The following is a 26538-nucleotide window of genomic DNA, read 5'->3' as shown; positions in this document are numbered from 1 at the left end:
ACTGCTCGATAGGTTTCTTGCCTGTATGAAACCTGCCTCAATAACTTTACGCCCGCTTCGCGCGGGCGTTTTTTTTGGCCTTTTGGCAGGCTTACGTAAGATTACGGTAAGAGCGGATTTCCCTTATTTTGCGAGTGCAGCATGGTATGCTGCGCGCAACCGAGATGAGAGGACAAGACAGATGACAATGCAGGGCAAGACGGCAATTGTGACGGGCAGCAATTCGGGAATCGGTCTGGGCGTGGCGCGGGAATTGGCGCGGGCTGGAGCGGATGTTGTGCTGAATTCTTTTACCAACCGAGACGAAGATCATGCGCTGGCGGCCGAGATTGCGGCGGAGTTCGGCGTAAAAGCACGATACATCGCGGCGGATATGTCCAAGGGGGACCAATGTCGCCAGCTGATCGAGGATGCAGGTGGCTGTGATGTGCTGGTGAACAACGCTGGCATTCAACACGTGGCGCCGATTGATGAGTTCCCTGTAGAGAAGTGGGACGCCATCATTGCGATAAATATGAACTCTGCGTTTCACACCACAGCGGCTGCGCTGCCACATATGCGCAAACGCGGCTGGGGCCGGGTGATCAACATTGCCAGTGCGCATGGTTTGACAGCGTCGCCGTTTAAGTCGGCGTATGTTGCGGCCAAGCATGGTGTGGTGGGCATGACCAAGACTGTTGCGTTGGAAACGGCGGAAGAGCCGATCACCTGTAATGCGATTTGCCCGGGCTATGTGCTGACGCCGCTGGTGGAGGCGCAGATCCCGGACACCATGGAGAAATACAACATGGGTCGCGACGAGGTGATCAAGAAGGTGATGCTGGAGCGTCAACCTAGCCGCGAGTTTGCAACGGTAGAGCACCTGGGCGGCACGGTGTGCTTTTTGGCGTCTGATGCGGCGGCGCAGATCACCGGCACCACCATCAGCGTGGATGGCGGCTGGACCGCATTGTAAAGGGAAGCGGCCTCATGAAGCGTATCAATCTGGCATTGCAGGGTGGCGGCGCGCATGGGGCTTTCACCTGGGGCGTTTTGGACGTTCTGTTGCAGGACGAAGATATCGAGATTGCCGGGATCACCGGCACCTCGGCTTGCGCGATGAATGGCGCGGCATTGAAGGCCGGTTTGTTGCAAGGCGGGCGTGAGGGCGCGCGGGCCAATCTCGACTGGTTCTGGCAGCAGATGGGCGCGGCGCAGGTGCCGGGTATGGACGCCTGGTTTGCGGCGGTGCCGCCTGGGCTGGTCAGCCGAGCGATGGAATACAGCTGGCCGTTTATGGCGGCGGATATGATGCAGCGGTTGACCTCGCCTTACGCCATGGGGCCGCTTTACGAGCATCCGCTGCGCGACATTGTCGATCAGTTCAGCTTTGATCAAGTCTGCGCCGAGGACGGGCCGAAGCTGTTTGTCTGTGCCACAAACGTGCGGTCCGGCAAAGCGCGGGTGTTTGAAGGGCGCGAGATCAGCACCGATGCGCTGTTGGCGTCTGCCTGTCTGCCAACCATGTTTAAGGCGGTGAATGTGTTTGATCAGACCACCGGCAAGACCGAAGCGTATTGGGATGGTGGTTACACCGGAAATCCATCATTATGGCCGCTGTACCGACAGGACCTGCCAGAAGATGTGGTGATTGTGAATATCAACCCGTTGCAGCGGGAGACTTTGCCGGTGACACCGCAGCAGATCAGCAACCGGATCAATGAGATCAGTTTTAATGCATCGCTGTTGAGTGAACTGCGCGCCGTTGCATTTGTGCAAAAGCTGATTGCGCAAGGTGCGTTGAGTCGTGAAGAAAAGCGGGAGGTGAAGGTGCATATGATTGCGGATGACGCGCTGATGAACCGCTTGTCGGTCGCCACCAAGAGCTGGCCTGTGACCTCGGTTCTGCTTCATTTGAAAGAAGCGGGGCAGACGGCGGCCAAGAGTTTTCTTAGCGCGCATAAGGCCGATTTGAACGCGCGTGGTACCGTGGATTTGGCGGAGATGTATGGGTAGCTGCCGGAGCCTGCCTTGCGGGACGCACGGTTTTAGGCGCTGCGCTCCGGTTAGAGGGGCGCTGCCCCTGTCCCATCAGCGATGGGACCACCCCGGGACATTTTGGGTCAAATGAAGCGAGCGTCACTCTTCCGGTGGCTGGGATGGGTCTTTGGGGTTTGGGTAAACCAGACCTGCGGAAATCACCAATTTGGCGGCGTCTTCAACAGACATTTCCAACTCGATGATGTCGTCGGTTGGGAAAAATAGCAGAAAGCCGGAGGTTGGGTTGGGCGTTGTTGGCACAAACACCCCGACAAGCGGACTGGTGGTCGGAGCGGAGCCGGCAACTTCGCCTTTGGCGGTGGTGGAGATGAATCCAATCGCCCAGATGCCACGGCGCGGGTATTCGATCAGGCAGGCTTTTTCGAAGCTGCGCTCGGTTTGGGCAAAAACGGTTTCCGCGATTTGTTTTACACCGGAGTAGATCGAACGGACCACCGGCATGCGGGACACAAGATTTTCTGCAAAGCGCAGCAAGGAGCGCCCCATCAGGCCTTTGGCAATCCAGCCCACAAGGATGGTGAAGATCAGGAAGATGATCATACCAACGCCGCGCAGGTTGATGCCGATGTATTTTTCCGGCTGGATTGTGGAGGGGATCAACGGCAGGACAAAACCGTCCACCCAGCCGACAAAGGTCCAGACCAGCCAAATGGTCATCGCGATGGGCAAAATGACAACAATGCCTGTCAGAAAGCTGGACCGCAGGCGGGCAAAGAAGCCGGATTTATGCGGTGGGTCGTTTTCGTCAAAAGGTGTCGTCATGAGGGGTCCTAGGGTCAGCCTGATATTTAGTTAGGCATTTGTGTGTGGCGCTGCAATGACGATTGTTTGGGGGCCACATTTTGCGGCTGTCACGACGTGTCACAACGCCGTGGCAGCCTGTTATTTTCGCAAGATTGAGGCTTAAGCCTTGAGTGCGGCGGCGATGTCTGCGGCCAGTCGCGCGTTGTTGCGCACCAGCGCGATGTTGGCGACCAGAGATTTTCCGTCTGTGAGCTCAAAGATGCGTGCCAAAAGGAAAGGCGTGACGTCTTTGCCTGAAACGCCTTGGTCCTCGGCCTCTTGCGTGGCTTGGGCAATCACCGGAGCCAGTTCCGACGCCGGAATTTCGTCAGCGGTCGGGATTGGATTGGCAACCAACTGACCGCCCGGTAAGGCCATCGCGCCGCGGGTTTTATGGGCCGCGGCGATGTCTGCGGCACAGTCCATGCGCAGAGGAGTGGTGAGATCTGACGTGGCGGACCAGAAGGCTGGGAAACTGTCTTGGCCATAGGTGATGACCGGCACGCCGTTGGTTTCGAGCACTTCCAGGGTTTTGGGCACGTCGAGAATGGCTTTGGCACCTGCCGCCACAACGGTGACCGGGGTGTGGGCCAGTTCGGTGAGGTCGGCGGAGATGTCAAAACTGTCTTCCGCGCCTTTGTGCACGCCGCCAATGCCGCCGGTGGCAAAGACGTCGATGCCCGCCAGATGGGCCGCGATCATGGTGGCGGCCACGGTGGTGGCGCCGGTGCGGCCCTGTGCCATGATCACAGGCATGTCTGCGCGGGAGACTTTGGCGACGTTTTTGGCCTGGGCGAGCTCTTCCAGCTGCGCTTCGGTCAGGCCGGCATGCAATGTGCCGTTCAGCACAGCCATGGTTGCTGGCACGGCGCCCTTTGCACGAATGTCGGCTTCGACCTGCTTCGCGACCTCAAGGTTTTGCGGATATGGCATGCCGTGGGTGATGATGGTGCTTTCCAGCGCCACAATCGGCGTGCCGTTTTTCTTGGCGTCTTCCACTTCGGGGGAAAGGACCAGGTCAAGGGAAATGAGGCTCATGTGGCGTGTTCTCCGGAAACATATTTTGCGGCTGCCGTCAAAGCGCGGTCGAGCGCCTCTTCACGGGAGCAGTTTTGCGATTCAGCCACGATGTGCGCGGCCATAAAAGTGTCACCGGCGCCGGTGACACGGGTCACCAGGACGGCAGGTGGTTGTTGGGTGATCACGCCGTCAGCGGTGCCGTCAGAGGCGTCATTGCCGCCATCGGTTACCAGGGCACGGGCGGCGCCGCGTTCCAATAGGGCTGCGGCAGCCTCTTTTGACGATGTGAATTCGGTTTTGCAGAGATAGCCTGCTTCCTCGAGGTTGACATAGAGCACGGCGCGAGAGTGCATCAGGAAGGGCATCAGACGTTCGGCTTTGCCCGGAGAGGCCGGAGCAACGCGCAGGTCAGCCGAGGAAAAGAGGGGGCTGCGGGCGATTTGATCCAGCAGACGCTGTGTCAGGTTGCCATCAAGCGCAATCAAACCAGTGTAGGGGCTGGTTTCGTTACCCAATGTCCCATCCTCAAGCGGGCTGAGGATTTTGTCACCCGCCGCTTCCAAGCTGTGGGCATCTGCGATGGCGGCGATCAGACCGTTCTTGCCTTCAACCGCCATATAGGTGTCGGTGGGCAGATCAGCGGACCGATAGACGTAATCCATGATCGCGCCCATCTCAGTGCAGGCGGTCATCAATTCGTCACCTTCCACATCCTGACCAATGGCCGAGAGAGCGGCGGGGCGCAGGCCAAAGCGCGCCAATGTCATGGCGATGTTCCAGGCCACACCGCCGGGCAGGCGGGAGATGCGGCCCGGCACGTCGGAGCCCTGGCGCATATGGCTTGGCGCGCGGCCGATGATGTCCCAAAGAACGGAGCCGATGCAGAGGATGTCTGGCTGTGTGGATGCCTGTGTGGTCATGGAGGCCCCTTACTTACGCGGTGAAAGCGCCGTGCAGCTCTTTGAGCTTGGCCGCAGGATCATCGCTGCGCCAGATTTCTTCACCGATGCCGAAGAAATCAGTGAAAGGCGAGAGCTTTGCAATAATGTCTGTGTCCAATGCCCCTTCGGCCACAACGGGCACCTCGATCATAGTGGACCACCATTCAAACAGGTCTTTTTCCGCGAGAGTTCCATCGCCAAGTGTGGTGCTGCCAACCGGGCCAAAGGCCACATAGTCCGCACCGTTTTCGCCAGCGGACATGCCCTCGTGGGAAGAGGCGCCGCAGAAGGCACCAACAATAGCGTCTTGTCCCAATTCCTTGCGGGTTTTGGCCACGGAGCGCGCGGCGTCGGTGAGATGCACGCCGTCGAGGCCCAAACGCTCAGACAATTGCACGTGTTCGTCGATCACAATCGCCACATCGCGGGCGTGCGCAACTTCGCGCAGCGCATCAGCGGCGCGGGACAGCCGGTCTTCATCTTTGGTCGCAAGCGCCATGCGCACACAGGCGATGTCGGCGGTATCCAGCACCGAGGCCAGTTGATCGGGGAAGCGGGAGAGTTCGATTTCCGGCGGGGTGATCAGATAGATCTGCGGCAGCTCTGTGTCGGACATGCTCGGGCTCCAGATGGTCTTTGTGCGAGTTTTTGGATCGCGTCGCTATAGCGCGGATTTTACCGCTTGGCTATCAGGAGTTGGCTATTTGGGCGGAAGACTTTGCGCGTTGGTTAAAGCCAGCGCGATCACTTGTGCACGCAGGTCATCATCGCCCAGAAGGTCTTCAGAGAGATCCACCATGCCGCCCATCTTTCGGCCGGTGAATGAGAGCGGGGCAACGCCGTCTATTTGCAGGGCTTCTGCTTCGCGGGATTTGCCAACTCGAGCCATGCCGCCGCCCTTGTGTACGCCGCACACCATATTGCCGTGATGTAGGAAACACAGGCCGCCAAACATCTTCTTTTCACTGATGCCTTCGATGTCTTGCAAATCTTCACGCATCAGCGTGGCGTGTCCTTCGTCATAAGCCATTTTGTTTCCTCCGGTGCTGTGCTTGGAGATTCTATGCCTCCGGCGGGGATATTTATAGCCAAATGAAGCGGGGCGGCTTGTTTTGTTTGGGGGGCGGAGGTATCAGCGAGCGGATTTTTAGGAGAGAGCCATGACCAGTGCCACACCGCAGCCCGCTTTTGTGCTTGTGCGCCCTCAGATGGGGGAAAACATCGGCGGTGCCGCGCGGGCGATGTTGAACTTTGGTTTGGACAAGATGCGGGTTGTTGCCCCGCGTGACGGTTGGCCCAATGAGCGCGCGGTGGCCATGGCGTCAGGCGCAGGGCGGGTGCTGGATGGCGCCTTATTGACCGAAACCACGGAACAGGCGCTGGAAGATTGTCATTATGTGTTTGCCACCACGGCGCGCGCGCGCGGGCTGACCAAACCGGTGGTGACGCCGGAGACAGCGATGAAGCAAGCCGCTGAGATGATTGCACGTGGGGAGAAAGTGGCGGTGTTGTTTGGGCCGGAGCGGGCCGGGCTTGAGAATGAGGACATCGCGCGGGCCAATGCGATCATCAATGTGCCGGTTAATCCAGAGTATGCCTCGCTGAATTTGGCGCAATGTGTGTTGCTGACAGCTTATGAGTGGCGTCGCCAAAGCGCAGATATTGTGCACGAGCGGGTGGATTTGGCCAAAACCGACTGGGCCAGCAATGCCGATATCGACGCGCTGGGGCGGCATTATGAAGAGCGGCTTGAAGAGGCCAACTTCTTTTTCCCCGAGGAAAAAGCGGAAAACATGAAGGTCAATCTGCGCAATATGTGGAGCCGGATGCGGCTCACCCGGGCGGATGTACAGATGTTGCATGGTGTGATGCGGCAGATGGTACGGTGGAAAGAAAAAGGGCAATAAGTGCCATTTGCCGTACGGCTGAACAAACATTCAAAACGTATCTGAGAGTGGTTGAAGCTTCGGCGTGGCCCCACTAGGCTCGCGCCAAGATTTGGAGACAGCGATGAGCCAGAAGCGCAGCATTTTTGAAGAGGTCAGCGAAGACGGACCCAAAGAAGCCCCCAGTGCGGTGGGTGTGATCGACAGCGGCGCCAAAGGCGCGCGGCGTGGCATTCGAATCTGGCTGATGATCTTGTTTGCACTGGTCTTTGTGATGATTGCCGTGGGGGGGCTGACTCGCCTGACCGACAGTGGGTTGTCGATCACAGAGTGGCGCCCCGTGACTGGAGCGATCCCGCCGATGAGCGAAGCAGATTGGCAGGGTGAGTTCGACAAATACAAGCAGATTGACCAGTGGGCGATCGACAACAACTGGATGACCCTGGCGGACTTTAAACACATCTATTGGTGGGAATGGGGACACCGCCAGCTTGGCCGCGTGATTGGTCTTGTCTGGGCGCTTGGCTTTGCAGGTTTTGCCCTTGCGCGGCAAATTCCAACCGGGTGGACTGGTCGACTGTTTCTGATTGGCACGCTTGGCGGGTTACAAGGCGCTGTGGGCTGGTGGATGGTTGCCAGTGGCGTGACCTCTGGTGAGGGTGTGACCACGGTGGCGAGCTACCGTTTGGCGACCCATCTGGGGCTGGCTTTTGTGATCCTTGGGTTCATCACATGGTACATTCTGTTGCTTGGGCGCAGCGAGCGCGACCTGATGCAGGCTCGGCGTGGCAAAGAGGCCAAGCTGTTTGGCATGTCCACGGGCCTGTTGCACATGACAGGTGTTCAGATTCTGCTGGGCGCTTTGGTGGCCGGAATTGATGCGGGCCGCAGCTTTACCGATTGGCCAATGATGGGTGGGAACCTGTTTCCGGCAGATGCGTTGTATATGGAGCCGCTTTGGCGGAACTTCTTTGAGAATCCAGGGCTTGTGCAGTTCACGCACCGGATCTGGGGTTATCTCTTGCTGATTTTTGCCATTGCGGTGTGGCGGCGTGGGCAAGGCTCCGCGCATGGGCACACGCGGTTTGCGTTTAATGCTGCCTTCGCTGCAATTGCGGTGCAGATTGCGGTTGGCATCGCCACAGTGCTTTACGCGGCACAGGTGCATATTGCGATTACGCACCAAGCCATTGCTGTTGTGGTCTGGGTCCTGATCCTGCGGGCGCGGTTCCTGAGCCACTATCCGATTGCAACCTCGGTGCGTGACGCATCCTGAGAGAAGGAAAACAAGAATGTCTGCATATGAGCAGTTGATGGGGTTTACCCATACCACACAGGCGTTGGGCGAAGTAGCAGGACGTTTGGGCTGGGACCAAGAGGCGATTATGCCGGTTGGTGCCGCGCCACAGCGGGCCGAAGAGATGGCGGCGATGGAAAGTGTGCTACACGCGCGCAGAATTGATCCCAAGGTTGGTGAGTGGCTTGCCGCGATTGATGAGGCACAGCTGGACGAGGTCGGCCGGGCGCAGGTGCGCCATATCCGCAAGTCGTTTGAGCGGACCTCCAAGGTGCCTGCGGATCTGGCGGCGGAAATTGCCAAGGTGACCAGTCAAGCGCAGGGTATCTGGGCGCAGGCGCGCTCGGATGAAGATGTGGCCGGGTTTTTGCCAACTCTGGAAGAGGTGGTGAACCTAAAGCGGCAGGAAGGGCAGGCGCTGGCCGCTGGTGGTGATGTCTATGACGCCATGGTGGATGACTATGAGCCGGAGATGACCGCTGAAGAAATCGCAGCGATGTTTGACGCGATGCGGCCCCGGTTGGTGGCATTGCGGGCGGCCGTTTTGGCCGCTGAGGCACCGCAGAAGCTGTCTGGCCACTTTTCTTCGGATAAGCAGATGGCGCTGACAGCCAAGCTGGCGGCAAGCTTTGGCTATGACTTTGACCATGGGCGCATTGATTGTGTCACGCATCCGTTCTGCTCGGGCTCTGGTAAAGATGTGCGCATCACCACGCGCACCAGCGAAAGTGATCCTTTCAACTGCTTCTATTCCACGATCCACGAAGTTGGCCACGCGGCTTATGAGCAAGGCATTGATGATGCGTATCTTTTGACTCCTCTTGGGCGCGGCGTGTCGATGGGTGTGCACGAGAGCCAGAGCCGGATTTATGAGAACCAGATGGGCCGCTCGCGCGCCTATACCGGTTGGCTTTTTGAGCAGATGAAAGCGGAGTTTGGTGATTTTGGCATCGACAATGCAGAAGCGTTTTATGGTACGGTGAACCGAGTGAACGATGGCTATATCCGGACTGAGGCTGATGAAGTGCAATATAACCTGCACATCATGCTGCGCTTTGATCTGGAGCGGGCCTTGATGCTGGGCGATCTGGCAGTCGGCGATCTGGAAGCGGCGTGGAATGACCGCTTCAAGGCTGACTTTGGCTATGCGGTGGACAAGCCGTCTAATGGCGTGTTGCAGGACGTTCATTGGTCGGTCGGGTTGTTTGGCTACTTTCCGACCTATTCTCTGGGCAATGTTTACGCAGGATGTTTGAACGACGCGATGCGGGCAGCAGTACCAAACCTGGATACGCAACTGGCGCAGGGCGACACCTCGGCGGCAACGGGTTGGTTGCGGGAAAATCTGCAGCAGCATGGCGGGTTACGCAAACCGGCGGACACGATTGTGCATGCGACCGGCAAGGACCCAAGCGGCGACCCATTGCTGGATTATCTGGAAGCCAAGTTTGGTGACATCTACAAGCTGTAGCGCTTGCGGGATTTGAAAGAGAAAAGGGACGCTTCTGCGTCCCTTTTGTTTGGATATTTATGGCAAGAAGAAACCGGGCACCGTGTCACTTAGGCGCGCAATTGGCCGCGCGACCATCGGGCGTTTTGGCGATTTTCAGCGTGCGGTTTTCCAGCGTCAGATAGCGCACGGCCTCTGCGCTCTGCAGGTGGATGTCTCCGGTGTCGGTCAAGACGTATGCGTCTTGCGAAGCCCGTTCTCCTGCTCGAAATTCGTAAGGAAATGCTTTAGCATCCGTTGGCACATCATTGAAAATCATGTCAAATTTCATTTCACCGAGATCGCAGGTGTAATGTATGCCACTCAGTGCGGCGTGGGCGGATTCCGCGTTCAATTGTGTTGCTCCAGCCAGAGCAAAATGGGGCGCGGAGCCAAGAATTAGCGTAAAGAGGATGGCGGGTGTTTTCATCACAGTCTCCGGATTTTGTGCAATTCCAAGATGTGGATTGGAATAGCTGAAAGGGCCGGTGACGTGTTTGTCTTTGATCAAGTGCGCGGTTCCGAGGAGGCAATAAGTCTCCTCGGACTACGGATATGCTCTATTTAACAGCCAAGTTCTTTTTCGGTCACTTTAATGGCGTTAAGGATGGTTGTGTCGACTTCCGACAGGCTCGGCGACTTGGTGAAACAGCCGTCGTTTCCAAAGGTGGATATGCCCCGGTCTGACCCAAAGCAGTAGCCGTTTTCATGGAAAATCCGATTGCGCATGTACCAGAGATCATCGCACGTTAAAGGGTCAGACTCCGCTTCGTCGGTCAATGCCGTCTCTGCAGGCTCCTCAATCCTGTCAGAGATCCGCGGCAAATCACTGAGCGGGCGACCCAAAGCAAACAACATAAGCGCCGGGTATGTGTGCAGTTGGTTCTCTTCGTCTTGACTTAAGGCACTCCAATAGGCGTAGGGGGAGGAAAGGTAGGCCTCTTCTGGATCTGAAAAGTCGCCACGTGGGTGTTGATACCCTATGCGGACCTCGATTGGCTCGGAACCGCGTGCGTCCCATACCGATTGAGCACTGCCAAAATTGGCGGTTTCCCCAATTGGAATAGAGGTGGGCAGGCGCACCACACAATCTTCCGCGCCATAGGGGCCTAAGGTGCGATAACCGCGTCGGAAACCGTAGATAACGCCGTTTCGTTGCTCCATGTCGAGCGAGGACGTGTAGACCGGGCTGTCTTCCGACTGGTTCTCGTGGGCCTCAAGCGCGAGAATTTGAGCGAATTCGTTGTAGAGGTCCGCAATAGAGGCCAAGGGGTGAGGCTTCCAAGTCGGTGCAAAAGCCCAGCTGAAGGCGCCGTCGTCCATGAGGAAGACATTGTCACATATGGTATCGATCAGGCCGGCGCGCAGGTCGACGTCAAAGCTGATTCCCATGACCGCAACATTTGCAAAGATGGCATCGCCGACCGTGTCGACATAATACATGTCATGTGGAGGGGTTTCGATGCTACGCGCATATAGGTAAGGGGTCAGGTAGGGGGTGTTTGCGTCATCAACCTTTTGCGAAAAGGCAAATAGGTGGGATGAGTCCCGGATGGCTTCGTCATATACGGCTGCGACTTCTTCAGCATCATAGGTTTCGCCGTCGTTTGGCAAAACAATCCGAGGGGCGTGTACGCCAAGGCGCGCAGTAGGCGAAATGGCCCGCATTGCGATGGTTTCGTAGCTTTCTCCCTCAAACGTATGTGCGCCCGACAAAAACAAGTTGGAGCAAGCCGAGGCACAGAGGTCGCCGTCTGCGACATAAGTCTGCAGGTCGGCAAAAACCTCGCGCAGGAAATCTACGATGACGAGGGACTCATATAGGTTGCCGCCGGGGCTGTTGAGGCAGAGCGTCGCACCACCAGGGAGGCTGTTGCTGAAGTATTCGCCGTCATAGCGGTACAAGGCATGGAACTTTTGCAGATCTCCTCGCTGGACAGGACCTTCATACAGCACCGTGCAATTGGCGTATTTCCCTGTGAGCGTCTGGGCGTGAATGGCGCCGCCAAATTCGGCGTCGATGTCGGACTGTAGCTCTCTTGTGTTCAGCGTAAGTGTGGCAGCAAAAGCACCGGAGCAGGTGAGGCAAAGCGCGGTGCCGAAGACGAGAGCGGGGCCGGAAAAAAGCTTGGTCATTTGGACGCCGTTGTGAGTTTCGTTGGTCGAAGAAGGTCACACAAAGAATTGCCTGGCAACAAAAAATTTGGCGTCAAACAGAAGCGGCCCCACGCAATTGCGCGAGACCGACTCTTTTGGAGGAACGCGAGAGAAGATTACTCCTCGGTGCCGGCCTCATCTTCATCCTGCTCGGCGATCCAGGCCACAGAGACCACCTCTTCGCCCTTACCAGTGTTGAACACTTTCACGCCGCCAGCGGAGCGGGAGCGGAAGGAGATGCCATCCACAGGTACGCGGATCGATTGGCCTTTAGAGGTGGCCAACATGATCTGGTCGCCCAATTCCACCGGGAAGGAGGCCACCAAGGCGCCGCCACGCATGGCTTTGTCCATCGCTGCCACACCTTGGCCGCCACGGCCACGGACGGGGTAGTCGTGGCTGGAGCTGAGCTTGCCTGCGCCACCGGATGTAATGGTGAGGATCAGGTTCTCGGCAGCAGACATTTCTGCATAACGCTCTTGGCTGAGCTCGCCTGCTGGCGCTTCTTCTTCGTCGCCACCGTCATCAGACAAACCGGCCACGGCGCGGCGCATTTTGAGATAAGCAGCACGCTCTTCGCTTTCGGCGCGGAAGTGGCGGATCACTGACATGGAGACCACTTCGTCGTCGCCGTTGAGGCGAATGCCACGCACACCTACAGAGGAGCGCGAGTTGAATACACGCACTTCGGTGGTGGGGAAGCGGATCGCACGACCGGAGTTGGTCACCAGCATCACATCGTCTTCTTCAGTACAGATCCGGGCGTTGATCAGCTTTGTATCAGCGTTGTCGTCCTCAAACTTCATCGCGATCTTGCCGTTGGACTTCACATTGGTGAAGTCTGACAAGCGGTTGCGACGCACAGAACCCGCGGAGGTGGCAAACATGATTTGCAGATCGTCCCATTCGTCTTCGGGGCGGTCCACGGGCATGATGGCTGCAATCGACACGCCTGTCGGAATCGGAAGAATGTTGACAATCGCTTTGCCTTTGGCGGTGCGACCACCCAGCGGCAAGCGCCAGGTCTTCAGCTTGTAGGCCATGCCATCGGTGGTGAAGAACAAGAGCTGCGTGTGGGTGTTGGCCACAAAGAGGGTGGTGACCACATCCTCTTCTTTGGTTTGCATACCCGAGATACCCTTGCCGCCGCGTTTTTGGGCGCGGAAGTCGGCCAGTGGTGTGCGTTTGATGTAGCCACCGGACGTCACGGTCACCACCATGTCCTCACGCTCGATCAGGTCTTCGTCGTCCATGTCACCGGACCAGTCGACAATCTCGGTGCGACGGTCCACCGCGAAGTTCTCACGCACTTCACGCAACTCGTCGCCAATGATGCCCATAATGCGTTCACGTGACCCCAAAATCTCCAGGTATTCCTTAATCTTACGGGCCAGTTCTTCAAGTTCGTCTGTGACCTCTTTCACACCAATCTGTGTCAGGCGCTGCAGGCGCAATTCGAGGATCGCACGGGCCTGTGTTTCGGACAGGTTATAGGTTCCGTCCTCATTCATGGTGTGGGTCGGATCGTCGATCAGTTTGATGTAATCGGCAATGCTGCCGGCAGGCCAGCGGCGGGTCATCAGCTTTTCGCGGGCTTCAGCAGCGTCTGCAGAGGCGCGGATGGTGGCAACCACTTCGTCCACGTTGGTCACAGCGACCGCCAAGCCACACAAAATGTGGCTGCGCTCACGCGCTTTGCGTAGCAAATAGGCCGTGCGGCGGGCCACCACTTCCTCGCGGAAGTCGATGAAGGAGGTCAGGAAGCGACGCAGGGTGAGCTGCTCCGGACGACCACCGTTCAGGGCCAGCATGTTGCAGCCAAAATAGGTTTGCATCGGCGTGAAGCGGAACAGTTGGTTCAACACCACTTCGGCAGTGGCGTCACGTTTGAGTTCCACCACAACGCGCACGCCGTCCCGGTCAGATTCATCCTGAACGTGGGCGATGCCTTCGATGCGCTTGTCACGTGCGGCTTCGGCGATCTTTTCGATCATCGCGGCCTTGTTCACCTGATAGGGAATCTCATCAATAACAATGGCATAGCGGTCTTTTCGGATCTCTTCGACACGGGTCTTGGAGCGGATCACAACACTGCCACGGCCTTCGAGATAGGCTTTGCGTGCACCGGACCGACCCAGCATGATGCCACCGGTTGGGAAATCGGGGCCGGGCACGTAGTCGATCAGCTGTTCAGAGGTGAGATCGGGATCTTCGATCAGGGCCAAAGTGGCGTCGATGACCTCGCCTAGATTGTGTGGCGGAATGTTGGTTGCCATACCCACAGCAATACCGCCCGCACCGTTGACAAGCATGTTAGGAAAACGTGCGGGGAGAACGGTTGGTTCCTGGTCCTTGCCGTCGTAGTTGTCCTGAAAATCAACGGTTTCTTTGTCGATATCCGCCAGCAAGGCTGCGGCGGGTTTGTCCATGCGAACTTCGGTGTAACGCATGGCCGCCGGGTTGTCGCCGTCCATGGAACCAAAGTTACCCTGACCGTCCAGCAAAGGCAGAGACATAGAAAAGTCCTGCGCCATACGAACCAAAGCGTCATAGATCGCGGAGTCGCCGTGCGGGTGGTATTTACCCATCACATCGCCAACCGGACGGGCCGATTTGCGGTAAGACTTTTCGTGGCTGTTGCCGGTCTCATGCATCGCATAAAGAATGCGACGGTGCACCGGTTTCAGGCCGTCACGCAGGTCCGGGATGGCACGGCTGACGATCACGCTCATGGCGTAGTCGAGATAGCTGGCGCGCATTTCCTCTTCGATGGTCACAGAAGGACCGTCGTGGATCATACGCTCGTGCGTGGATTTTTCTTCATTTTCAGGGGTTTCCGGCGTATCGCTCAAGTCCCAGTCTCGCTTCTGATTGGCGGTCCATATGTTGTTGAAACGCTTATATCAGAGGCATCATATAGGGTGCAATGGTGGTGTGAGCAATGTGGGGTAATTCGCGTTGAAGATTGGGTAAAGTGCTGATTTGGATGGGAAAACGCGGCCTGAGTGGCGAAGGTTTGCCCATGAGCAGGAAAGCGCTGCCGAGTGGTGCTGATCTGTGGTTTACTTCAATCAGAAAAATAGCGTGTTCAAGGAGGCAAAATTGCGGGTGAACTTGAAGGCATTTGTGGTGGGCGCTTTGGTCGCGGGGTCAGCCGGTCCTGCTGTAGCGCAGGGGCTTTGGGACAAGATTAAAAAGGGTGCTGAGAATACTGGTGAAGCAATTGGTCAGGGTGTCGAGGCCACGGGCGAAGCCATTGGAAAGGGCGCCACTGCGGTGGGCAATACCGTTGAGAAAGGCGTGAATGGTGTTGGAGAAGCGATTTCCTCTACAGATGAATTGCTGTCCAATGAGGAAACACCAGAGGCAACGCGAGCGCGATTGGACGCCATGTCCGGCGATATAATGGCAGTGCTGCTAGCACAGAACCCGCAAGCGGATGCGTTTTACCAAAAAAGTGCGGGCTATGCCGCGTTTGACAGTCGCAAGGTGACCATCTTTCCAGTGACCACCGGCTACGGTCGCGGAGTGGCGGTGGCAAAGGACACCGGTGCGCGCACCTATATGAATATGGGCACCGGAGGTCTGGGTGCGAGTTTGGGCATTGGCGGATTTGCCACGCAGTTTGTGATCTTGTTCGAAACACAGACAGATTTCCAGCGGTTTGTGATGAATGGCTATGACGCAACCGCGGGCGGTGGCGCGCAGGTTGGGGATGACAAAAGCGCAGATGAGGTGCGGTTCACGCAGGGCCAGTCTGTTTTTATCCTCGATAAGGAGCGCTGGCGGGTGAATGGCAGTTTGGAGGGCACCAGATATTGGCGCTCTCCAGAATTGAACTGAGGCGCGGTTACGCCGAGCAGGATGCGCCGCCCAAGACGCAGAATTTGGCGCAGTGTGGGTGGTTCAGTTGCACCGGCTTTTCGGCCTCTTCCAAAGTGGTGCCGAGGTCAAACTGTGGATCGTAGGGCAGGAGTGTGCAGGCGATCACGGATGGGGATTTGGCGCCTTTGTGTTTCACCACCATGCGAGAGCTGGCGCACATCACCTCGTTGGGAGATTTGTTCAAAATACCCCAGCAGTCTGTGGTGATTTCCGGCACCTCAATTTGCTCGTCCATTTCCGGAAAAAGCACGGTTTTTCCGGGGTTTGCGGCGTCGATCTTAAAGTTTTCCTTGGCGTACAGCTCAGCGTATCCGGCGCGGGATGTCGTGTCGGTCTCATCCCACATTGTGCGACCTGCGACGGCCATTTGAATGTTGTTGTCGCGCAGCCAGCGCATGCCATCCAGGGTGCGCTCAAACGTGCCTTTGCCGCGCTCTTTGTCGTGCATTTCAGCGGACCAGTGATCTACGGAAATACGGAGCGTCAGTTTTCCCGGGAAATCCTGTTCCAGTTGCAGGAGGCCCGCGCGGACGCGTTTGCGCTGCATCGGTTGCATGGCGTTGGTGAGGATCAGAACGTCATAGCCGCGCTCAAGCGCGCGGCGGGCCATGTCATTCATTTCCGGGTTCATAAAGGGTTCGCCGCCGGTAAATGCAATTTCGCGCACTTTCCATTCGCGGACGTCCAACTGGTCGAGGTAGTCGGAGACTTCGTCAGCCGTCAGATAAACCAGTGCGTCATTGGTGGGCGAGGACAGGATGTAGCAGTTTTCACATTCGATGTTGCAGAGTGTACCGGTGTTGAACCAGAGCGTTTGTGGATCGGTGAGGGCCACATGGGCGCGGGTGTCGCCTTTGGCGGTAACGTAGGGATCGTTGAACTTCCCAATATTTGCGTGATCTTTCATGTGCCTGCCATGTCTTGTGGTCTGTCGGTACTAGTCAAACACATAATGGCAAGTAAAGCGGCGACACGGTATTTGACACAGTTGTGATGTTTGGTTGCGGTGTTAGAGTGACGGTGTTATGACGGCGTTAGCGCTAACGATTTTCCGGTGAAATCCGGACAGCCAAGAAGGAAAGAAGCCCCATGGTTTCTCGCATCATTCCCGTGGAAACATTTGATCTTGTGGTCTTTGGTGGGACCGGGGACTTGGCGCGGCGCAAGATTTTGCCTGCATTGTTTAAGCGGTATTGCTCCGGGCAGATGCCCGAAGGCAGTCAAGTGATTGGCGCGGCCCGAAGTGCTCTGACAGAAGCGGAATACCGTGTTTCTGTTGCTGAGGCGCTGCGTGAGTTCGCCGGAGAAGCTGCTCAGGACGCTGCGGCAGTTTCAGGGTTCTGTGATCATTTGCATTATGTTGCTGTGGATGCCCGTGGGGAGGGTGGCTGGGCCGAATTGGCCGCTTTGCTCAACGAAGGGTCCGTCCGGGCTTTCTATTTTTCGGTTGGGCCTCGAGTCTATTCGGATTTGGCCAAGGGGTTGAAGCGCCACGGGTTGACCGAAGCGGACACCCGCATTGTGGTGGAAAAGCCGTTTGGCCATGATCTTGAGACGGCGCAGAAGCTGAACCAGGAGTTGGCGCAGTATTTTGACGAGAGCCAGATTTACCGGATTGACCACTATCTTGGCAAAGAGACCGTGCAGAACCTGATGGCGGTGCGCTTTGGTAATATGCTGTTTGAGCCGCTGTGGAACGCGCAATACATCGACCACATTCAGATCACCGTTGCGGAGAGCGTGGGTGTGGCTGGTCGTGGCGAGTATTATGAGCGCTCCGGTGCGATGCGCGATATGGTGCAGAACCATTTGATGCAGTTGCTGTGTCTGATTGCGATGGAGCCGCCGTCTCAGTTTGAGCCAGATGCGGTGCGCGATGAGAAGCTGAAGGTGATCCGGGCGCTGGATACGGTTGCGCCGCACCATATTGTGCGTGGACAGTATACCGCTGCGGATGGGGCGGATAGCTATCGTGAAGATGTGGACAATCCGCGCTCCAAAACCGAGAGTTTTGTGGCCTTAAAATGTCAAGTGAACAACTGGAGGTGGGCAGGGACGCCGTTTTATCTGCGCACCGGCAAGCGGTTGTCGGAACGTGACAGTGAAATCACCGTGATGTTCAAAGACACACCACATTCGATTTTTGGGGATGAGGCTGGACGGCATCGAAATGAGTTGAATATTCAGTTGCAACCCAATGAAGGCATTACATTAAAAGTGACAATCAAGGAGCCGGGTCCAGGAGGGATGCGGCTTGTGGATGTGCCTTTGGACATGAGCTTCGCCGAAGCTTTGGGGCCAAAAGGGCAAAGTGCGGCGGATGCTTATGAGCGGCTGATCATGGATGTGATCCGTGGCAACCAAACACTGTTTATGCGCGATGATGAGGTGGAGGCGGCCTGGGCCTGGACCGACCCGATCATTCGCGGCTGGGAAGCGCGGGGCGATGTGCCAAAGCCTTATGATGCGTTTTCCTTTGGGCCGGATGATGCGGCTTTGATGATGCGCCGGGACGGGCGAAATTGGAGAGGATTGGGCAAATGAACTTCAACACCTACCCCGATGCGGAGATGATGGCGATGGATGTCGCCAGCGTGCTGGCGGATGATCTGGCGGAGGCGCTGCACAATAAGGACCGCGTGGTTTTGGCTGTGCCTGGCGGGACCACACCGGGGCCGATTTTTGATGCGTTGAGCGCGGTGGATTTGGATTGGGACCGCGTGGATGTGATCCTGACGGACGAGCGCTGGGTGCCGGAGGATCACGAGCGGTCCAATTCGGCGCTTGTGAAATCACGTTTGTTGACCAATCGGGCCATGGCGGCGCGGTACTTGCCGCTCTATGCGCCCGCGGATGCACCCGAAAAGGTGCTGGCCGAATTGGAAACCACGATTTTAGGCGCGCTGCCGGTGGATGTGGCTTTGTTGGGTATGGGCGCGGATATGCATACGGCGTCGCTGTTCCCTGGTGCGGACGGGCTGAACGCTGCCTTGGCTTCTGATGCGCCGGTGTTGGTGCCCATCCGACGCGAGGATTTGCCGGATGTGCGGATCACGCTGTCTGCGCGGGTGTTGGATGCGGCGGTGCGCAAGCATATTCTGATCAAAGGTGCGGACAAACGTGACGCTTTGCAGGCCGCGCAGAAACTGTCAAAAGAAGAAGCGCCGATCAAATCTATTTCCAGCGGCGCAGAAGTGCATTGGACGGAGTGATTGGGTATGTGGACTGAATTGGACGGGCTGCGCGCGAGCGCGGCATCGCGTCAGATTTCGGCGCTGTTTGACGCAGATGAAGGCCGGGCGCAGGCGTTTTGCCTGAAGACGGACGGGCTATTGTTTGACTACAGCAAGACCTCGATTGACGGCGCGGCCAAGGCGGCTCTCATCCGTCTGGCGGAGGCTGCGGGTGTGGCGGCCAAACGGACCGCGATGTTTGCGGGTGAGAGGATCAACGTCACCGAAGATCGCGCGGTATTGCACACCGCTTTGCGCAATCTCGGAGATGATCCTCTGTTCGTAGATGGGCAGGATGTGCTGCCAGAGGTGCGAGAAACACGTGTGCGGATGGCTAAGCTGGCCAGCGCCATACGTGACGGAAGTTTCCCGGGCAACGGCAAGCGTATTACGGATGTGGTGAATATCGGTATTGGTGGCTCTGACCTTGGACCACTGATGGCGGTCATGGCGCTAGAACCCTATGGGGATGGGCCAAAGTGCCACTTTATCTCCAACGTCGATGGCGCGGACGCGACCGATACGCTTGCGGGACTTGATCCGGAAAGCACGTTGGTGATTGTCGCCTCCAAGACTTTTACCACGCAAGAAACCTTGATGAATGCGCGCACGGTGATGGATTGGGCCGGTGGCCCAGATGCGCTGGAGCGGTTTGTAGCGATTTCTTCGGCCGTGGATCGCTGTGCGTTGTTTGGTATTCCGGCGGAGCGGGTGTTTGGTTTTGAGGATTGGGTTGGTGGACGCTACTCGGTCTGGGGACCCATTGGCTTTTCGCTGATGTTGGCCATTGGGCCAAAGGCGTTTGAGAGCTTCCTTGAAGGGGCTCAGGCGATGGACCATCACTTCTGTGATGCGCCGTTTGAGGAAAACTTGCCGGTGCTTTTGGCATTGGTGGGGATTTGGAACCAACAGGTCTGTGGTCATGCCACGCGCGCCGTGCTGCCTTATGAGCAACGGCTGGCGCGGTTGCCTGCGTATTTGCAGCAGCTTGAAATGGAGAGCAACGGCAAAGGCGTGGCGTTGGATGGCGCGCGTTTGGATCGTGTGGCGGGGCCGGTGGTGTGGGGCGAGCCTGGCACCAATGGGCAGCACGCATTTTATCAGTTGATCCACCAAGGGCAGCAAGTTGTCCCGTGTGAGTTCATGGTGGGGGCTGAGGGGCATGAGCCAGCCTTGGGCGAACATCATCGGGCTTTGGTGGCCAATTGTCTGGCGCAGTCGGAAGCCTTGCTAAAGGGCCGGACAGAGGCGGAAGCACGGGCGCAGCTAGAAGAAAAGGGAGTATCCGGCGCTAAACTGGATCAGTTGGCCAAACACCGTGTGTTTGAAGGCAATCGTCCGTCGACCACCTTGGTTTATCCGCGCCTAACGCCGTATGTTCTGGGCCAGATTGTAGCGATGTATGAGCATCGTGTGTTTGTCGAAGGGGTGATCTACGGCATCAACTCTTACGACCAATGGGGTGTGGAGCTTGGCAAAGAGCTGGCCAATGGTCTGGTGCCTGCGATGGAAGGCAAAGGAGCACCGGACGGGTCAAGCGCGTCCACCGTGGCTTTGCTGGATCATATTCTGAGCATGCGCGATTAGGTGCATTTGACAGAAATGCTGACAGCGCCGCGTTTCAATGGAACGCGGCGTTTTGCGTTAGGTGTCGCGGTTAAGTAATTGATTTTATGGAGCGGGTAACGGGAATCGAACCCGTAACAAGAGCTTGGGAAGCTCGTGTGATACCTTTTCACCATACCCGCAGCACGCCTGTTGGTAGGACAGCGCTGCGGGAGGGTCAAGCGGGATTTGCTTAGCTTCGGCGCCGGCGTCGGCGACCACCACTTGCGGCATCTCCACCACCTGTGTTGAAGCTTACTTCAGGCAAATCAACCACGCCACGCAGGATCGGGAACGGGTCGGCAGAATTGGGTAGAGCAGAAGCATTCACAAAATGCTCCTGGAAGCGCGGTTCCACGGCGGTTTCGATTTTCTCAATCTTGCGCACGAGGGTTTCGATTTCGCTGCGGGCGTCTTTGTTCAAAAGCGCGATGCGGGCGCCAGTGCCTGCGGCGTTGCCAGCAGAGGTGACTTTGTCGAGCGGGCAGTCGGGGATCATACCCAAAACCATGGCATGTTTGGCAGAGATATGCGCGCCAAAGGCGCCTGCGAGCACGACACGGTCGACTTGATCCACGCCACGTTTGTCCATCAGCAGACGCGCGCCGGAGTAGAGCGCGGCTTTGGCCATCTGGATGGCGCGGATGTCGGCATTGGTGACGGTGATGGGTTTTTGGTCGGCGTCACCTTCCCACAGCGTGTAGGAGTTGGTACGCCCGTCCGCAAAGCAGCGGGATGTACCGGTTTGTTCAGCAGATCCAATCAGGCCAGAGGCATCGACGATGCCCGCGAGGCGCATCTCTGCAATGACTTCGATGATGCCGGAGCCGCAGATGCCGGTGATGCCGGTTGCAGCGATGGCCGTAGAGAAATCGTCGTCATCCGACCACAGCTCACAGCCGATCACGCGGAAGCGCGGCTCTTTGGTGGCGGGATCGATTTCCACTCGCTCAATGGCACCGGGGGCGGCGCGTTGGCCTGCGCTGATCTGTGCGCCTTCAAAGGCGGGGCCGGTAGGGGAAGAGCAGGCGAGCACGCCATTTTTGTCGCCCAGCAGGATTTCGGCGTTGGTGCCCACGTCGACCACCAGCGCGAGGTCTTCGGATTTGTCGGGAGCTTCGGAGAGTGCCACCCCCGCGGCGTCTGCGCCCACGTGACCGGCGATGCAGGGCAGAAGATAGGCGCGGGTGCCGGGGGCTATGGTGAGGCCGAGTTCAGAGGCGGGCAGGGAGAGCGCGTCTGAGGTGGCAATGGCAAAAGGAGCCTGACCCAGCTCAAACGGGTCTATGCCAAGGAACAAGTGGTGCATCACCGGGTTCATCACAAACACTGCGTCGAGGATTTGCGTCGGCGCGATGTCGGCGTCTTTGGCAATGTCCGTGACCAGTTGGTTGAGACCGTTGCGTACCGCTTCGGTCATTTCCAGATCGCCGCCTTTGTTCATCATCGCGTAGCTGACGCGGCTCATCAGGTCTTCGCCAAATCGGATTTGCGGGTTCATCAGGCCGGAAGAAGCAACCACTTCGCCGCTGGTCAGATCACAGAGGTGGCCCGCGATGGTGGTGGAGCCGAGATCGACGGCGAGGCCGTAGACTGGGTCCTCAAAATAGCCTGGCCAGAGGGCGATCAGACGGGGCAGGGCGCCGGTGTGGTCTTGATGAATAGCGGCGGTGACAGTCCAATTTCCTTTGCGCAGGATTGGTTGCAGCGGACGTAGAAGGTGGGTGTCTACCGAGATTTCTGCATGGCCAGTTGCGGCCTTTAGCGCAGTCAGTAGGCGCTCAAGGTCGCCGGACGGCTTGTGCATGTCGGGTTCTTCGACTTCGACGTAGGTGAGATGCACGGTGGGGTTCAGCGTGATGTCGCGCACCTCGGCCCGTTTGCGCACCACCTGTTTGTGCACCTGGCTCTCTGGTGGCACGTCGATCACAATGTCTCCTTGCACGGTGGCCTGACAACCAAGGCGGCGGCCTTTGGTCAGGCCGCGTTTGTCGTCGTAGCGTTGCTCTACCGCGTTCCAGTCGGACAATGCATCTTCAGAAACGGTCACGCCGTGTTTGGGAAACTCGCCATAAGACGGGGTGATCTGGCATTTGGAGCAGACGCCACGGCCGCCGCACACACTGTCCAGATCAACACCCAACTGGCGGGCAGCAGTCAAAACCGGCGTGCCGACAGGAAAGTGGCCGCGTTTGCCGGAAGGGGTGAAGATCACTAATGGGTCGCTGCTCATCGAGAAGGCCTTAAGTCTGTTCGCTTGGCTGGCAGCATAGCTGCCGAAATTTGCCGAAAAAGGCAAGGAGCGGCATGGGGTGGTCTATGGGCGTCACCGAGGTGGCTAAAAGTTGACCGTTGGGTCAGAAAATGGGCGTAGGGCAGATGTGACCAAAGTATTTGGCTCGGGAAGGTGTTAGAAGCAGCAAATGGCGGCGATTAGGGGTTTTCGACAGATCAAGGCCATGCGATAGGGACGTGCCAAATGAAGCCCCGCAAAAGGAGATTTGCGATGGAGATTCGTGAGGCACTCACCTTCGATGATGTTCTACTGGTTCCGGCTGCGTCGGTTGTTTTGCCGTCTACGGCAGACACGCGCACGAAGGTCACAAAATCCATCGATCTCAACATTCCGCTGCTGAGTTCGGCGATGGACACGGTCACCGAAAGCCGCATGGCGATTGCCATGGCGCAGGCTGGCGGCATGGGGGTGATCCACAAGAACCTCGACGCGGACCAACAGGCACGGGAAGTGCGTCGGGTGAAGCGGTTTGAAAGTGGCATCGTTTATAACCCAGTGACATTGACGCCAAACCAAACGCTGGCGGATGCCAAGGCGCTGATCGAACGCTATCGGTTCACGGGTTTCCCGGTGGTGGATGAGCAGGGACGCGTGGTTGGCATTGTGACCAACCGTGACATGCGGTTTGCCCAGTCTGATGACACGCCAGTGCATGCCATGATGACCACAAATGATCTGGCCATGTTGCAAGAGCCTGCGGATTTGGAAGAGGCCAAGAGCCTGATGCGGGCGCGGCGCATTGAGAAGCTGTTGGTACATGATGGCACTGGCAAGTTGACCGGCTTGTTGACGTTGAAAGACACCGAGCAAGCGGTTCTGAACCCCACAGCCTGTAAAGATGATCTGGGTCGACTGCGTGTCGCGGCTGCCTCCTCTGTTGGCGACAGCGGGTTTGCCCGTTCCGAGATGCTGATTGATGCCGGTGTGGACATTGTGGTGATCGACACAGCGCACGGGCACTCCCAAGGGGTGATCGACGCTGTGAAACGCGTGAAAAACCTGTCCAGCGCAGTGCAGGTGATCGCGGGCAACGTAGCCACCGGCGACGCCACTAAAGCGCTGATTGATGCGGGTGCAGATGCGGTGAAGGTGGGTATCGGACCCGGTTCGATCTGTACCACACGCATGGTGGCAGGCGTGGGCGTGCCACAGTTGACCGCAATTGATGACTGCGCCACTGCAGCCGGTGACGTGCCGGTGATTGCAGACGGTGGCATCAAATTCTCTGGTGACTTTGCCAAGGCGATTGCGGCGGGCGCGTCCTGCGCCATGGTTGGTTCGATGATTGCGGGCACCGATGAAAGCCCAGGCGAAGTGATCTTGTACCAAGGCCGTTCGTTCAAATCCTACCGTGGCATGGGCTCGCTTGGTGCGATGGCACGAGGATCTGCGGATCGCTATTTCCAGAAGGATGCGGCCAGCGACAAGCTGGTGCCGGAAGGCATTGAGGGGCAGGTGCCATACAAGGGTCCAGCGGGAACCGTAGTGCATCAGCTGGTGGGCGGTCTGCGCGCAGCCATGGGCTATACTGGCAACGCCACTGTCGCCGAGATGCGCAAGAACTGTAAGTTTGTGAAAATCACCGGTGCAGGCCTGAAAGAAAGTCACGTGCATGACGTGCAGATCACACGTGAGGCACCGAACTACCGGATTGGCTGATAGCCCTTGGCGCAAGGTTGGTTTCAAAAATGAGAAAGGGCTGAACCTTTGCAGGTTCAGCCCTTTCTATTTGGCTTTTGGGTCGGTTTAGAAGTCAGTCCATGTTTCTTCAGCGGCGTTGCCGTTTGAGCTGAAGCTTGGGGCCGCTGGTTGCGGCGCTGCTGGTTTTGCCTTTGGTTTTTGCGTGTCAGCTTTCTTATCTTCTTGCCAATCGGTCGCGGTCACTTCGGCTGGTGCCTGTTGTTTGTTGGCTTTGGTTTTATTGCCCAGTTTGAAATGGCCAACCATATTGGCCAGGCCAACGGCGTCCGATTTCAGCAAATGTGTGGCCGCCGTTGATTCTTCGACCATGGCGGCGTTTTTCTGTGTCACCTGATCCAGCTGCATCACGCCAGCATTGATCTCTGCCAAGCTTTGGGATTGCTCAGTGGCGCCATCAGCAATGGCGGAAACCATGCCGGAGATGTGTACGACACGTTCTACGATCAAGCTCAGCGCATCGCCGGTTTGACCGACAAGGTTCACACCGCGATCCACCTGTTCGGACGATTTGTCGATGAGTGCCTTAATCTCGTTGGCCGCTTCGGACGAGCTATGCGCCAGTTTACGGACCTCAGAAGCCACAACCGCAAAGCCACGGCCAGCGTCGCCAGCACGGGCGGCTTCCACGCCTGCGTTCAGCGCAAGCAGATTGGTCTGGAAGGCGATGTCGTCGATCACCGAGATAATCTGAGAAATGTGGGTCGAGCTCTGCTCGATCTCGGTCATGGCGGAGACGGCATTGCGCACCACTTCGCCACTTTCTTCAGCTTCAGTCTTGGCGGTCTGCATGGTGCCTTCAACGTCGCGTGCGCCGTCTGCTGCCGCTTTAACCGAACGTGTCAGGTCATCCAGCGCTGCTGCTGTTTCTTCCAAGGTTGCCGCCTGGCTCTCCGTGCGTTTGGACAGATCATCAGACGCCTGGCTGATTTCGGTGGCGCCGTTGTGAATGGACTGGGAGGACTCAACCACGTCGGTCACCGTACGGCTGAGGTTGGTGATGGAGGCGTTGAAATCCTCGCGTAGTTTTTCATATTCCTCAGGGAACACAGCGGTGATGTTTGACGTCAGATCGCCACCGGAAAGGTCAGAAAGGTGATCAGACAGCGTTTCCACCACTTCGGATTGAACGGCGGCGGCTTCTTTCTGACTGGCTTCCAGTTCACGTTGACGCAGTAGAGCTGCGCGGAACACATCCAGAGTGCGCGCCATGTCGCCCAATTCGTTCTGAGTTTGCGTGAAGGGAATATCCGCCTCTGTGTCGCCCTCGGCGAGGTCGGCCATGCGTCCGCGCAGGGTGCCCATTGGACCGGTCACGCTGCGGGTGATGAAGTACGCCACCAGTGACAGAACAACAAGAATGCCGCCCAGGATCGTCAAAGCCTTGTTGCGGATTTTGGCCATCTCTGCCTCGATATCGGACAGGTAAGCGCCCGTGCCTACAATCCAGTTCCAAGGCTCAAAGTGAATGGCAAAACCAATTTTGGCTTCTTGCAGATCGCTGTCTGGTTTCTGGAAGTGATAGATCAGAGTACCGCTGCCATTCTCCATGGCAACCTTTCGCATTTCCTGAAAGATTTTGACACCGTTGGGATCTTCCAGGCCGGCTTGGTTGTGGCCGATCCACTGGGGGCGGTGCGGGTGCGCGGTCATGATGTAGTCGGTGTCGAAGGCAAACATGTAGCCATTGTCACCATAAGACAGTGCCTCGAGCTGTTCCCGACCCAAGGCGTGGGCCTCTTCAGGGCTGTATTTCCCCTCCTGTACACCTTGGTCCAGCTTAGATAGCAAGCTGGTTGCGGTTTCGGTGAGCTCAAGGAGTTTGGTGTTGTACATGGTTTCCACAGTATTGCGCATGTGGTTTTGCAGCAAAAGGGTGAGAACAATGGCAAGAGCCAAGGCCACAACGGCAATGGCACTGATCCGTGTGGACAGTCTGGTTAGAATAGCTGGCATGGCTTCAACTCTCGAAGTTGTTGGCTGGTTACCGCTCGAGGTACAGATGCCAGGCTTAATGAAGACTTATGAGAGGCCTTATTTGTAGGGCGATAGCGTATTTTGCAATCTAGGAAGGAATGTTGATGGGAGTATTTCTTGCCTACGTTGATGGGTGCCTGTTTTTTAGGCAGCACCTGTCTGCTTGCGATATGGGAGAGGCCTGATGTAGAGCAGGAACGGTTGAACTTGATGTGGTCAACGGTTCACGCA

Annotated in this window: 21 protein-coding genes and 1 tRNA gene; 10 read left to right on the top strand and 12 right to left on the bottom strand. The window is 57.3% G+C overall.

Features of this window, described 5'->3' with window-relative positions; translation table 11 throughout:
- Positions 1–181: 181 nt before the first annotated feature.
- Both Q0955_RS05475 and Q0955_RS05470 read left to right on the top strand, forming a co-directional pair.
- Entirely contained in the window at positions 182–955 is a 774-nt protein-coding gene (locus Q0955_RS05475) for a 3-hydroxybutyrate dehydrogenase (RefSeq protein WP_299420909.1), read from the top strand.
- Positions 956–969: 14 nt separating this feature from the next.
- Positions 970–1995, top strand: coding sequence for a patatin-like phospholipase family protein (locus tag Q0955_RS05470; protein ID WP_299420906.1), 1026 nt, complete (start codon positions 970–972; stop codon positions 1993–1995).
- A 123-nt stretch (positions 1996–2118) separates the two neighbouring features.
- Here the strand turns inward: Q0955_RS05470 and Q0955_RS05465 are convergent, their stop codons facing one another.
- The 5 genes from Q0955_RS05465 to Q0955_RS05445 all read right to left on the bottom strand — a co-directional run bounded on the left by Q0955_RS05465 (position 2119) and on the right by Q0955_RS05445 (position 5814).
- The gene (locus Q0955_RS05465; protein WP_299420904.1) at positions 2119–2802 is read right to left on the bottom strand and encodes a DUF502 domain-containing protein; all 684 of its coding nucleotides are present in this window, start codon (positions 2800–2802) and stop codon (positions 2119–2121) included.
- Between the two features lie 141 nt (positions 2803–2943).
- Positions 2944–3861 carry a pseudouridine-5'-phosphate glycosidase gene (locus Q0955_RS05460; RefSeq protein ID WP_299420901.1) on the bottom strand — a complete coding sequence of 306 codons (918 nt, stop codon included), beginning with the start codon at positions 3859–3861 and terminating at the stop codon, positions 2944–2946.
- Positions 3858–4763: a PfkB family carbohydrate kinase gene (locus Q0955_RS05455; protein ID WP_299420897.1), complete on the bottom strand. Its 906-nt coding sequence runs from the start codon at positions 4761–4763 to the stop codon at positions 3858–3860. The genes Q0955_RS05460 and Q0955_RS05455 overlap by 4 nt, the downstream gene beginning before the upstream one ends.
- Positions 4764–4776: 13 nt before the next feature.
- Positions 4777–5400 (bottom strand): thiamine phosphate synthase, encoded by a 624-nt coding sequence (locus tag Q0955_RS05450; protein WP_299420894.1) that lies wholly within the window; start codon positions 5398–5400, stop codon positions 4777–4779.
- A gap of 84 nt (positions 5401–5484) precedes the next feature.
- Positions 5485–5814, bottom strand: a complete 330-nt coding sequence (locus Q0955_RS05445; RefSeq protein ID WP_299420892.1) for a TfoX/Sxy family protein — start codon at positions 5812–5814, stop codon at positions 5485–5487.
- A 130-nt stretch (positions 5815–5944) separates the two neighbouring features.
- On the opposite strand from Q0955_RS05445, the gene Q0955_RS05440 reads away from it, so the two are divergent.
- From Q0955_RS05440 to Q0955_RS05430, 3 genes are all read left to right on the top strand, one after another.
- On the top strand, positions 5945–6691 hold the full coding sequence (locus Q0955_RS05440) for an RNA methyltransferase (RefSeq protein WP_299420890.1): 747 nt from the start codon (positions 5945–5947) through the stop codon (positions 6689–6691).
- A 103-nt stretch (positions 6692–6794) separates the two neighbouring features.
- Positions 6795–7946, top strand: coding sequence for a heme A synthase (gene ctaA, locus Q0955_RS05435; protein ID WP_299420888.1), 1152 nt, complete (start codon positions 6795–6797; stop codon positions 7944–7946).
- Between the two features lie 16 nt (positions 7947–7962).
- The gene (locus Q0955_RS05430; protein ID WP_299420886.1) at positions 7963–9438 is read left to right on the top strand and encodes a carboxypeptidase M32; all 1476 of its coding nucleotides are present in this window, start codon (positions 7963–7965) and stop codon (positions 9436–9438) included.
- An 85-nt stretch (positions 9439–9523) separates the two neighbouring features.
- Here Q0955_RS05430 and Q0955_RS05425 read toward each other — a convergent pair whose 3' ends face one another.
- The 3 genes from Q0955_RS05425 to gyrA form a co-directional block, all read right to left on the bottom strand.
- Positions 9524–9886, bottom strand: a complete 363-nt coding sequence (locus Q0955_RS05425; protein WP_299420884.1) for a hypothetical protein — start codon at positions 9884–9886, stop codon at positions 9524–9526.
- A 134-nt stretch (positions 9887–10020) separates the two neighbouring features.
- A complete protein-coding gene (locus Q0955_RS05420) occupies positions 10021–11592 on the bottom strand; it encodes a YARHG domain-containing protein (RefSeq protein WP_299420881.1) in 1572 nt (523 codons plus the stop codon).
- Positions 11593–11729: 137 nt separating this feature from the next.
- Complete coding sequence (gene gyrA / locus Q0955_RS05415; protein ID WP_299420878.1) at positions 11730–14465, bottom strand: DNA gyrase subunit A; 2736 nt, start codon at positions 14463–14465, stop codon at positions 11730–11732.
- 256 nt (positions 14466–14721) lie between these two features.
- Between gyrA and Q0955_RS05410 the strand changes: the two genes are divergently transcribed.
- Entirely contained in the window at positions 14722–15456 is a 735-nt protein-coding gene (locus Q0955_RS05410; protein ID WP_299420875.1) for a hypothetical protein, read from the top strand.
- A gap of 7 nt (positions 15457–15463) precedes the next feature.
- Here Q0955_RS05410 and Q0955_RS05405 read toward each other — a convergent pair whose 3' ends face one another.
- A complete protein-coding gene (locus tag Q0955_RS05405; protein WP_299420872.1) occupies positions 15464–16405 on the bottom strand; it encodes a radical SAM protein in 942 nt (313 codons plus the stop codon).
- A gap of 182 nt (positions 16406–16587) precedes the next feature.
- Between Q0955_RS05405 and zwf the strand changes: the two genes are divergently transcribed.
- Genes zwf through pgi form a run of 3 tightly spaced genes read left to right on the top strand, consistent with a single transcriptional unit; the run spans position 16588 to position 20318 of the window.
- Positions 16588–18042: a glucose-6-phosphate dehydrogenase gene (gene zwf / locus Q0955_RS05400; RefSeq protein WP_299420869.1), complete on the top strand. Its 1455-nt coding sequence runs from the start codon at positions 16588–16590 to the stop codon at positions 18040–18042.
- Entirely contained in the window at positions 18039–18710 is a 672-nt protein-coding gene (gene pgl / locus Q0955_RS05395; RefSeq protein ID WP_299420866.1) for a 6-phosphogluconolactonase, read from the top strand. The genes zwf and pgl overlap by 4 nt, the downstream gene beginning before the upstream one ends.
- Before the next feature lie 6 nt (positions 18711–18716).
- Positions 18717–20318 (top strand): glucose-6-phosphate isomerase, encoded by a 1602-nt coding sequence (gene pgi, locus Q0955_RS05390; protein WP_299420863.1) that lies wholly within the window; start codon positions 18717–18719, stop codon positions 20316–20318.
- Positions 20319–20405: 87 nt separating this feature from the next.
- Here the strand turns inward: pgi and Q0955_RS05385 are convergent.
- Together Q0955_RS05385 and Q0955_RS05380 are read right to left on the bottom strand one after the other, a co-directional pair.
- Positions 20406–20479, bottom strand: a tRNA-Gly gene (locus Q0955_RS05385).
- Positions 20480–20529: 50 nt separating this feature from the next.
- A complete protein-coding gene (locus tag Q0955_RS05380) occupies positions 20530–22569 on the bottom strand; it encodes an ASKHA domain-containing protein (protein WP_299420861.1) in 2040 nt (679 codons plus the stop codon).
- 273 nt (positions 22570–22842) lie between these two features.
- On the opposite strand from Q0955_RS05380, the gene guaB reads away from it, so the two are divergent.
- Positions 22843–24291, top strand: a complete 1449-nt coding sequence (guaB, locus tag Q0955_RS05375) for an IMP dehydrogenase (RefSeq protein ID WP_299420858.1) — start codon at positions 22843–22845, stop codon at positions 24289–24291.
- 87 nt (positions 24292–24378) lie between these two features.
- On the opposite strand, the gene Q0955_RS05370 is transcribed toward guaB, so the two are convergent.
- Complete coding sequence (locus tag Q0955_RS05370) at positions 24379–26286, bottom strand: methyl-accepting chemotaxis protein (protein ID WP_299420855.1); 1908 nt, start codon at positions 26284–26286, stop codon at positions 24379–24381.
- Positions 26287–26538 lie beyond the last annotated feature (252 nt).

Origin of the sequence: uncultured Shimia sp. (genome assembly GCF_947493595.1) — a bacterium.
GTDB lineage: Bacteria > Pseudomonadota > Alphaproteobacteria > Rhodobacterales > Rhodobacteraceae > Shimia.
The sequence above is the reverse complement of the archived record's forward strand: the minus strand, read 5'-3'. Positions and strand labels throughout refer to the sequence as shown.